Origin of the sequence: Amycolatopsis dongchuanensis, from assembly GCF_039542405.1 — a bacterium.
Taxonomy (GTDB): Bacteria; Actinomycetota; Actinomycetes; order Mycobacteriales; family Pseudonocardiaceae; genus Amycolatopsis_E; species Amycolatopsis_E sacchari.
Genome location: NZ_BAABIB010000010.1, coordinates 40,047 through 49,702 on the forward strand (window position 1 = coordinate 40,047; position 9,656 = coordinate 49,702).

Here is a 9,656-nt window from a genome sequence, read left to right on the forward strand (position 1 = left end):
TTGCGCCGGCGAAGGGCACAAGGTCGCTCCACGCGGGGACGTGCTCCCCTGTGCCGGGCTCGCGGGCGCTTCGACAGTGGGGGCATGAGCAGACTCGACTGGCACAGCGACACCCGGCGGCACGCCTGGCTCGCCTCGTTCACCGGCCTGATCGCGATCCTCGCCTACGCCGGCGCGGTCGCGGTGGCGACCGGAGTGCTCGGGCCCGGGGTCGAGGCGCGGTTGCCCTTCGAGAGCCCGGTCTTCGCCGGGGTGGCGCTGGCGGTGGTCGTCGGCGTGCCGATGACCGTCGTCACCACCCTCGGTCTCCGCGGTGACGCCCGGACCAGTGCCGCGGCGGTGGTCGCGGGCGCACTGTTGATCGCGTGGATCGCCGTCGAGGTGGGGTTCGTGCGTACCTACAGCTGGCTGCAGCCGGTGTTCGCGTTCGCCGGGGTCGCGGTCCTGCACACCGGGCTGCAGGGACTCCGGGGAGTCCGCAGGTGAAACTCTCGTGGGAAGCCCGGCTGCTCATCGCGGTGGCCTCGTTGCTGGCGGCGGGCGGCTTCGCGCGCCTGGCCGGCCCGGTGCCCGCGGACGTGCTGTGGGCGGTGGCTGACGCGCTCGCCCTCGTTCCGGCTGTGTGGTGGGTGGCCGCCGATCTGCGGGCGCACCGGTGGGGCGCCGACCTGCTGGCGGTGCTGGCGCTGGCGGGCACGCTCGCGGTCGGCGAGTTCCTGGCGGGCGCGATCATCGCGGCCATGGTGGCCACCGGCCGCCTGCTGGAGTCCGCAGCGCAGCGGCGGGCGGGGCGTGACCTGTCGGCGCTGCTGGAGCGGGCGCCGAGCCAGGCGCACCGCCGTCGCGGCCATGAGCTGGAAACCGTGCCGGTGGGGCGGATAGCCGTCGGCGACCGCGTGGTGGTGCTGCCCGGCGAGGTCGTGCCGGTCGACGCGACGCTGCTCGGTGACAGCGCCTTCGACGAGTCGGCGCTCACCGGGGAGGCGGCCGCCGTCGCGCGGCGCAGCGGGGACCCGGTGCGCAGCGGCGTGGTGAACGCCGGAGCGGCCGTGGACCTGCGCGTCACCGCCACGGCGGAGGCCAGTACCTACGCGGGCGTGGTCCGGCTCGCCGAGCAGGCCGCCGCCGGAACGGCACCGGTCGCGCGCCTGGCCGACCGGATCGCGATGTGGTTCCTGCCGCTGTCGGTGCTGATCGCCGCGGCCGCGTGGGCCCTCACCGGGGACCCCGGGCGTGCCGTGGCCGTCCTCGTGACGGCCACGCCGTGCCCGCTGCTGCTGGCCGTGCCGGTTGCGGTCACCAGCGGGATGTCGCTGGCCTCGCGGGCCGGTGTGGTGCTCAAGGACGGCGCGGCGCTGGAGCTGCTGGGGCAGGCGCGGCGGTTGGCGATGGACAAGACCGGCACGGTCACCGAGGGACGGCCGGAGGTCGTCGCGGTCGTGTGCGCGCCGGGGGTCACCGCGGGACAGGTGCTGGCCGAAGCCGCCGGGGTCGAGCGGTACTCCCCGCACGTACTGGCCACTGCGGTCACACGGGCGGCCCGGCGGGCCAACGTCGTCGCGGCGCAAGCGGAATCGGTGACCGAGGAACCCGGGCGCGGCGCGCACGGGACGGTCGGCGGGCACCTCGTCCACGTGGGAAAGCTGGGTTCCGCCGCCGACCTGCCGCCGTGGGCGCGCAACGCGATGCGGCGGGGAAGTCTCGATCTGGCGTCGCTGGTGTGGGTCACACGAGACGGGGTGCCAGCGGCGGCGTTGCTGGTGCGGGACCAGGTTCGCCGCGACGCCGCCCGGACGCTGCGGCGGCTGCGCGCGGCCGGGCTCGCGCACGTCGTGCTGCTGACCGGCGACCGGGTGGACAACGCGGGGGAGGTGGCCGGGCTCATCGGGGTCGACGAGGTCCAGGCCGACGCCACGCCCGCGCAGAAGATCGAACGGGTCCGGGCCGAACACGAGCGCGACGTCACGGTCATGGTGGGCGACGGTGTCAACGACGCACCCGCGCTCGCGGCAGCGGACGTCGGCATCGCACTGGGGTCGCGAGGATCGACCGCGGCCGCGCAGGCCGCCGACGCGGTGATCCTCGACGACCGCATCGACCGGCTCGCGGACGTCATCGAGATCGCCCGCCGCACGCGACGGCTGGCCGTGCAGAGCGCGGGAGCCGGCACCGTGCTGTCGCTGCTGGCCATGGCGGCCGCGGCCTTCGGCTGGCTCGTGCCGGTCGCCGGCGCGGTCGTGCAGGAGGCCATCGACGTGGCGGTCATCCTCAACGCACTGCGGGCCCTGCACCGCCGCCGTCCGCGCACCGGCCCGGACGAGCTGCTGCACCGGTTCTCCGGTGAGCACGCAGGACTTGTGCCGGTCCGCGCCGCGGTCCGCCAGGCCGCCGACGCGCTGGCCGAAGGCGCGGGCCCGGCGGCGGACGCGGCGGTGCGGGAGGCGCACCGGATGCTGGTGGCGGAGCTGCTGCCGCACGAGCGCGCGGAGGAGTCGGAGCTGTACCCGGCACTGACCCCGGTACTCGGCGGCCCGGAGGGCACCGTCACGATGAGCCGCTCCCACGCCGAAATCGAGCGGCTGGTGCGCAGGCTCGGCAGGCACCTGGCGGCGGGGCCGATCCAGCCGGATCAGGTCGACGATCTGCGGGCCACCCTGTACGGCCTGGATGCCGTGCTGACCCTGCACTTCGCCCAGGAGGAAGAGGCGTACTTCACGCTCGCGCGGGAGTGAGGGGTCACCGCTTCCCGGCACGTTCCCGGAGCGACTCGACGTAGTCCGTACGCAACACGCGGCGAGAACGTGGGCGCTTCCCGGCGTTGATGTCGCGCACGTACTGCGCGAGCCGTTGCGGGTTCTTGCCCGACCAGCCGTTGGCGAGCGCCCGGCCCTGCATCGCCTCGCCGTCCATCGGAACGCCGGCGTCGTGCAGTGCGAGCAGGGTGCCGACGACCATGTCCTTCTCGAAACCCGCGGAAATGGTGTTGCTGTGGTTGATCGTCTTGGTGAGGCTCTTCATCTCTGATCGCTTCGTGATCCTGAGCCAGGACGCAGAGCGCGCGGATGCGATGGCCGCTGTGCTGCGTCAGCTGCCCGATGTCGTCCATGTCCGGCCACGCCATCAGCACCGGACCAGTGCCCCGGACGGACCCGCCGCCCCTGCCGGTCACGTGCACGACGTCGGAGTACCGGGCGACGAACTGCTGCAGCGGCGTGCAGTTCCGCAGGTTGGACTTGAGGTAGGTCCACACGGTGAGCGCGTCGCCGTCCCGCAGGTGCTCGCAGCACCAGTCGATCGCGGCGTCCACCCCTTCGTCGTCGTAGCTGGCGACAGCCTTCGGGTAGTCCGCGTCGCGTTCGAACATGTCTGCTCCAGGTTGATCGGCAGTGACAGCCCGACGCTAGCCCCACCCACCGACAGAAAGGACCACGTGTCCGGCTTCACCTCGTCGGTGCCAGTGCGCCTTCCCGCGCCAAGGCCTCGAGGACCGCCCCGCCGTCCACGGTTTCGTGGGTCATCAGCTCGGCGGCGAGGTTGTCGAGCGCCGGGCGGTGCGCGGTGAGCAGCGCGACCGCTCGCTTCTCCGCCTCCCGCAGCAGGCGCGCGACCTCCTCGTCGATGATGCGCTGTGTTTCCTCCGAGTACCGGTGCCCTGCCGCTCCCGGCGCACCGGGCAGGTAGGCCGCCTCGGTCGCCGGGTAGCCGATCGGCCCCAGCGCGGGGGACAGGCCGAACTCGGTCACCATCTTCGTGGCGAGGTCGGTCGCGCCCGACAGGTCGTTCGCGGCACCGGTGGAGCCCTGGCCGAACGCGACCAGCTCGGCCGCGCGGCCACCGAGCCGCACCGCGAGCAGGTCCTTCAGGTAGGCCTCGTTGTAGAGGTGCCGTTCGGCTTCGGGCAGCTGCTCGGTCGCGCCGAGCGCCATGCCGGCGGGCAGGATCGTCACCTTCTCGACCGGATCGGCGTGCTCGCACAACGCCGCGACGAGCGCGTGCCCCGATTCGTGCACGGCGACGGAGTGGCGTTCCTCGGGCAGCAGGGCGTTGGAGGTCTCGCGGCGCCCGAGCAGGACCCGGTCGCGGGCGGCGCCGAGGTCGTCGCGGGTGATGAGGGTGCGGTTGTCCCGGACGGCGTTGATCGCGCCCTCGTTGACGAGGTTCGCCAGGTCCGCCCCGGAGAAACCGGGTGTGCCACGGGCGATCAGCTGCAGGTCCACGTCGGGGGCGAGGTGCTTGTCCGCCACGTGCACCGCGAGGATCGCGGCGCGCTCGGCCTGGTTCGGCAGGGGCACGGTGACCTGCCGGTCGAACCGCCCCGGCCGCAGCAGCGCCGCGTCCAGTGTCTCGGGACGGTTCGTGGCCGCCAGTACCACGATGCCGCTGCTCTGGTCGAAACCGTCCATCTCGGCCAGCAGCTGGTTGAGGGTCTGTTCGCGTTCGTCGTGCCCGCCCACACCGCCGATCCCGCGGCGGCTGCCGACCGCGTCGATCTCGTCGATGAAGATGATCGACGGCGCGCGGTCGCGGGCCTCGGTGAACAGGTCCCGCACGCGGGACGCGCCGACGCCGACGAACATCTCCACGAAGGCCGAGCCGGTGACCGACAGGAACGGCACGCTGGCCTCGCCCGCCACCGCGCGGGCGAGCAGTGTCTTGCCGGTGCCCGGCGGCCCGACCATGATCACCCCGCGGGGGCCCTTCGCGCCGGCGGCGGCGTAGCGCTCGGGGTTGCGCAGGAAGTCGACGACCTCGCTGACTTCCTGCTTCACACCTTCGTATCCGGCGACGTCGGCGAACCGGGTCGTGGGCCGCTCCGCTTCGATGATCTTCGCCTTGGACCGGCCGAACCCGCCAAGGCCCCCGGCCAGTGAGCGTTGCGCGTTGCGCCCGGCCCAGGCGATGAACGCGATGAGCAGCACCACCGGTACGAGTCCGATGAGGACGGCCAGCCAGGCGGAGCCCGACGAGGAGACCTTGCCCGTGACCTGGACTCCGTGCGCCTGCAGCTTCTGCTCCAGCTGCGTGTCGCCGAGCGCGGTGGGGAGCTGACTGGTGAACTTCGAGTCGTCGGAGTAGGTGCCGCCGACCGAACCGTGATCGTCGATCTCGACCGCCTTGACCTGCCCGGAGTCCACTTTGGTCACCAGCTCGGTGTAGGACAGCGAGGGCGTGGTACCCGCCGAACTGGTCAGGATGCTGGGCAGGAACAGCAGGAACATCACGGCCAGCAGACCGAGCGAGACCAGCCACGTCCGCCACACCGGGGGCTTGGGCGGCTCCGGTTTCGGCACGGGATCCGGCGGCGGCCCGGACTGGGCGGTTCGCGACATGGGCCTTCCTTTCGTCGGCTTCCAGGAGACCGCACGCCGGCACGGCGGCAGGAGCGGCGAAAGTCCTCCACCGCGATGCCTGAAGTCTCTCCTTCCGCTTGTGGCGCCGCGCCTAGCTTCGGTGACCGAGGAACGAGGAGGAGCCCATGCGAACGTTGACCGTCGAAGCGGTGATGACGAGGGACCCGTACGTGGTCTCACCCGAGGCCGAATTCAAGGATGTCGCGGTGTTGCTGGCGCAACGCGAGATCAGTGCCGTCCCCGTCGTGGGCGACGACGGCACCCTGCTGGGCGTGGTGTCCGAGGCCGACCTGCTGCCCAAGGAGGAGTACGCCGGGGACCAGGAGCCGCCGTCCCGCTTCGCCCGGTCCCGCACCAAGGCAGCGTGGCACAAGGCCGGTGCTGTGCGGGCGCGTGAGCTGATGACCGCACCGGCGCAGACGGTGGACGTCGGCGAACCCCTGCCCGCGGTCGCCCGCAGGCTGGGCGGCGGTGGGTTGCGGCGGTTGTTCGTGCTGGAGAACGGAAAGCTCGTCGGCGTGGTGGCCCGGCGCGACCTGCTCGGGGTCTTCCTCCGCCCGGACGAGCAGATCAAGGCCGACGTCGAGACCGAGGTGTTCGGCAAGGCACTGGTGGCCGCGCCGGGCTGTTACAGCGTGACGGTGCACCACGGCGAGGTCATGTTGCTGGGCCGGCTGGAATACCGCAGTTCGGCCGCGGCAGCCGGGTCGCTGACCGCGTCGGTGCCCGGGGTGGTCGAGGTGTGCAACCGGCTCGGGTACGTGTGGGACGACGGGCGCTGAAACCGCGGAAGGTGCCGCCGGGAAGCCCCGGCGGCACCTTCCGCGGTCAGTCCAGGTAGGCCAGCGCCTGGGTGAGGGAATCCCGTTCCGTGCCGGCGGTGAAGACGACGTGCGCGTCGGGCCACGGGTGCACGTGGGTCGCCATGTGCCGCGCGATCCGGGGCGTGGCGTCGGAGATCCCGCCCTTCCGTGAGGCGAGCCGCGTGGACGTCGTCGCCTCCGGCGCCCAGCAGCGCAACGGCGTCAGGCGGCTGTGGGTCCGGGTGCCCAGTGCCGCGGCTTCGGCACGGCGCTCGGCGGAGTTCCACGACGCGTCCAGGACGACCGTCTCACCCATCGCCAGCAGGCGTTCGGCGCGCCGGACGAGTTCGTCGTAGGTCCGTTTCGTGTGCTCCGGCGAGTAGATGCCCCGCTCGTACTCGGCGGCGGCGCTCTGCTCGGCGGGCAGGCCGGCCAGCTCCTTGCGCACACGGTCGCTGCGCAGCACCGTCGCGCCGAGGTGGTCGGCGAGCGCACCGGCCAGGGTGGACTTCCCGGACGCCGGGAGCCCGCCGACGAGGATCAGCCGCACCACGCCCTGGCGCAGGTGCCGCAGCGCGATGTCCGCGTAGTCGCGCGCCAGCTGTGCCGACGCGTCGTCGCCCTGCTGGTGGCGCAGGCACGCGACCTTCACCCGGACGAACGCCCGGTAGGCCAGGAAGTGGTGGCGCAACGCGGATGGTGCCGGGTCGCCGGAGAACTCGGCGTAGTGGTCCAGCAGCGACCGCCCGAGCTCGCGTGCGCCCAGCCGCTCGAGGTCCATGGCGAGGAACGCGACGTCGTCGAGCGCGTCCACCCAGCGCAGGTGGTCGTCGAACTCCAGGCAGTCGAGGATCTGGGGGCCTTCGTCCAGGCAGAAGATGTCGTCCGCGAGCAGGTCCCCGTGCCCGTCGACGACACGTCCGGTGTTCACCCGGTGCTCGAACAACGCCTCTCGCCCCGCGAGGAACTCCTCGGTCCGCTGCTCGATTTCGGCCGCGATGTCCGCATCCAGCACCGGTCCGTGGAAAGGCCGGACCTGGGCGAAACTGGCGCGCCACCGGGCGCGGATGGCGTCCCGGGTGCCCTGCGCGGAGACCTCCGGACCACGCTGCGCCCGGTCGTGGAACCGTGCCAGAACGCGGGCGAGGTCGCGGACCGTGCCCGCCAGGGGTGCGCCTTCGCGCACCAGCGTGGCCAGCCTGCGGTCGTCGGGCATCCGCCGCATCACGACGAGGTGGTCGCACACCTGACCGTCCGGCCCGGTGACGTCCGCGACGCCGAGGTAGGCGTCCGGGGCGAGCCGGCGGTTGAGGGCGACCTCCTTGTGGCACACCCGTTCCCGGGTCTCGCGGCGGGTGAAGTCGAGGAACGAGGTCCACGGGCTTCTTGAGCTTGTAGGCGCGGTCGCCGACGAGGAACACCGAGCCGATGTGCGTCTCGCGCACCGCGGCCCAGTCGCCGGTGGTGCGGGCGGGCCGGGAGGTCAGGGCACTGGCGGTCATGGCCCGAGCGTTCCGCCGGACTCGGCGACCGGGGAAGGGCACTACGTCATGGTCGCCGGGGTCGGCAGTCCCTAGCCCCGGTTCCGGCCCGGGCGGAGCCTGGGGGTGTGACAGAGCAGACCTACCGGCACACGGTGCCGGAGCGGGGGGACGGACGGCCCGTCGAAGCCGGGCATGAAACCGTCGCCGGCGTGCTGTCCCCGGGCGGCGTGTGATGGGGGACAGGCTGCCGCGCAAGGTCTACGAGCGCGAGCTGGCGCGGCTGCAGGCCGAGCTGGTCAAGCTGCAGGAGTGGGTGCGCGCCGAGCGGCGGCGGCTCGTGGTGATCTTCGAAGGGCGCGACGCGGCGGGCAAGGGCAGCACGATCAAGCGCATCACCGAGTACCTGAACCCGCGTGTCGCGCGGATCGTCGCACTGCCACGCCCCGACGACCGGGAGCGCGGGCAGTGGTACTTCCAGCGCTACGTCGAACAGCTGCCCGCGGCGGGGGAGATCGTGTTGATGGACCGCAGCTGGTACAACCGCGCTGGGGTCGAGTGGGTGATGGGCTTCTGCTCGAACGAGGAGCACAGACGGTTCCTGCACCAGTGCCCCATCTTCGAGCGGCTGCTGGTGGAGGACGGCATCCTGCTGCGCAAGTACTGGTTCTCGGTCAGCGAAACCGAGCAGGAGCACCGGATCCGCGCCCGCCTGAGCGACCCGGTCCGCCGCTGGAAGCTGTCCGCGGTGGACCTGGAGTCCATCGAGCACTGGGACGACTACTCCCGCGCCAAGGACGAGATGATCCTCTACACCGACATACCCGAGGCGCCTTGGTCCATCGTGGACAGTGACGACAAGCGCCGCGCGCGGGTCAACATGATCGCGCACCTGCTGGGCAGCGTGCCGTACCACGAGGTGCCCCCGCCGGCGATCCGGCTGCCGCAACGTCCGCCGGCCACGGGCTACCGGCGCCCGGAGAAGAACCCGGGCAACTACGTGCCCGACCACGCCGCCACGTTGTGACCGACGTCCGGTCCCCGAGGTCTTTGTGCCCTCCGCGCTCACGACCACGCGGAGCAGGGTCGGTGGCGTGAACGACAACGGAATTCCCCTCGGCAGCATCGAAATCAGTGTGCGAGGGCAGTTGCCCGGCGCGGGCGAGCACCTGCGCCGCCGCCTGCACGACGCCCTGGCGCGAGCACCCCGGCCGGTACTGGCGGCCCGGGCGACGATCACCCGGCACAACGACCCGGCCGCGGCCGTCCGGATCTCCGCCACCATCGATCTCAACGGGCGGATCCTGCACGTTGACGTGGACGGCGAGACCGTCGCCACGGCCGTGGATCACCTGCAGGACTGCGTGCGGCGGGCGCTGGACCGGGCGGGGCGGCACCGCGCGGCGGCGGACCGCCACCGCCCGGCCCGGCCGGTCGCGGTCCGGGACCGGGAGATCGTGCGGCACCGCACGTTCAGCCTGGCCCCGGTCGCCGTGGCCGTCGCCGCGGAGGAACTGCAGGCGCTGGGCTACGAGTTCCACCTGTTCACCGACGCGGGCACCGGGCAGGACTGCGTGCTCTACCGGGTTCCCGGCGGCCTTCGGCTCGCAGGGCTCGATCCGGCCGTGCAGGGCGGCCCGGCCACGGTAAGCCCCCATCCCGCCCCGCGCCTGACCCTCGACGAGGCCCGCGAGCGCTTCGAGCTCGACGACCGCCCGTTCCTGTTCTTCGCCGAGGCCGGCACGGGCCGTGGCGCCCTGCTGCACCGGCGGCACGACGGCGACCTCGGTCTTGTCACCGCCGGCTGACGCTTCACGAGACGGGCGCGCTCCAGACCAGTTTGGTGCCGCCGGCCTCGGCTGTCTGGACGCGGAAGGCACCGCTCGCTTCCTCTGCCCGGGTCGCGAGGTTGTGCAGCCCGCTGCGGGAGACCGTCAGGGGCATGCCCTTGCCGTCGTCGGTTACGTCGATGACGAGGTCGTCGCCGACGGAGATGGTGATGGTCACCGTGTTCGCCCGTG

Annotated in this window: 8 protein-coding genes and 1 pseudogene; 5 read left to right on the top strand and 4 right to left on the bottom strand. The window is 72.5% G+C overall.

What is annotated here, in order from left to right; translation table 11 throughout:
• The first annotated feature begins 84 nt into the window (after window positions 1–84).
• Together ABFX51_RS02040 and ABFX51_RS02045 are read left to right on the top strand one after the other, a co-directional pair.
• On the top strand, window positions 85–486 hold the full coding sequence (locus ABFX51_RS02040; protein ID WP_091504198.1) for a hypothetical protein: 402 nt from the start codon (window positions 85–87) through the stop codon (window positions 484–486).
• On the top strand, window positions 483–2,732 hold the full coding sequence (locus ABFX51_RS02045) for a heavy metal translocating P-type ATPase (protein WP_346051681.1): 2,250 nt from the start codon (window positions 483–485) through the stop codon (window positions 2,730–2,732). Before ABFX51_RS02040 ends, ABFX51_RS02045 begins: the two co-directional genes overlap by 4 nt.
• Before the next feature lie 4 nt (window positions 2,733–2,736).
• On the opposite strand, the gene ABFX51_RS02050 is transcribed toward ABFX51_RS02045, so the two are convergent.
• Window positions 2,737–3,018, bottom strand: coding sequence for a hypothetical protein (locus ABFX51_RS02050; protein WP_091504196.1), 282 nt, complete (start codon window positions 3,016–3,018; stop codon window positions 2,737–2,739).
• 422 nt (window positions 3,019–3,440) lie between these two features.
• Complete coding sequence (gene ftsH, locus ABFX51_RS02055; protein ID WP_346051683.1) at window positions 3,441–5,330, bottom strand: ATP-dependent zinc metalloprotease FtsH; 1,890 nt, start codon at window positions 5,328–5,330, stop codon at window positions 3,441–3,443.
• Between the two features lie 146 nt (window positions 5,331–5,476).
• On the opposite strand from ftsH, the gene ABFX51_RS02060 reads away from it, so the two are divergent.
• On the top strand, window positions 5,477–6,133 hold the full coding sequence (locus ABFX51_RS02060; RefSeq protein WP_346051685.1) for a CBS domain-containing protein: 657 nt from the start codon (window positions 5,477–5,479) through the stop codon (window positions 6,131–6,133).
• A 46-nt stretch (window positions 6,134–6,179) separates the two neighbouring features.
• Here ABFX51_RS02060 and ABFX51_RS02065 read toward each other — a convergent pair whose 3' ends face one another.
• On the bottom strand, window positions 6,180–7,487 hold the full coding sequence (locus ABFX51_RS02065; protein ID WP_346051687.1) for a bifunctional aminoglycoside phosphotransferase/ATP-binding protein: 1,308 nt from the start codon (window positions 7,485–7,487) through the stop codon (window positions 6,180–6,182).
• A 383-nt stretch (window positions 7,488–7,870) separates the two neighbouring features.
• On the opposite strand from ABFX51_RS02065, the gene ppk2 reads away from it, so the two are divergent.
• On the top strand, window positions 7,871–8,662 hold the full coding sequence (gene ppk2, locus ABFX51_RS02070) for a polyphosphate kinase 2 (protein ID WP_091504193.1): 792 nt from the start codon (window positions 7,871–7,873) through the stop codon (window positions 8,660–8,662).
• A 67-nt stretch (window positions 8,663–8,729) separates the two neighbouring features.
• Window positions 8,730–9,443, top strand: a complete 714-nt coding sequence (locus ABFX51_RS02075; protein WP_346051689.1) for a sigma 54 modulation/S30EA ribosomal C-terminal domain-containing protein — start codon at window positions 8,730–8,732, stop codon at window positions 9,441–9,443.
• Between the two features lie 4 nt (window positions 9,444–9,447).
• On the opposite strand, the pseudogene ABFX51_RS02080 reads toward ABFX51_RS02075, so the two are convergent.
• Window positions 9,448–9,656 (bottom strand): annotated as a pseudogene (locus tag ABFX51_RS02080) (histidine kinase); the annotation flags it as partial.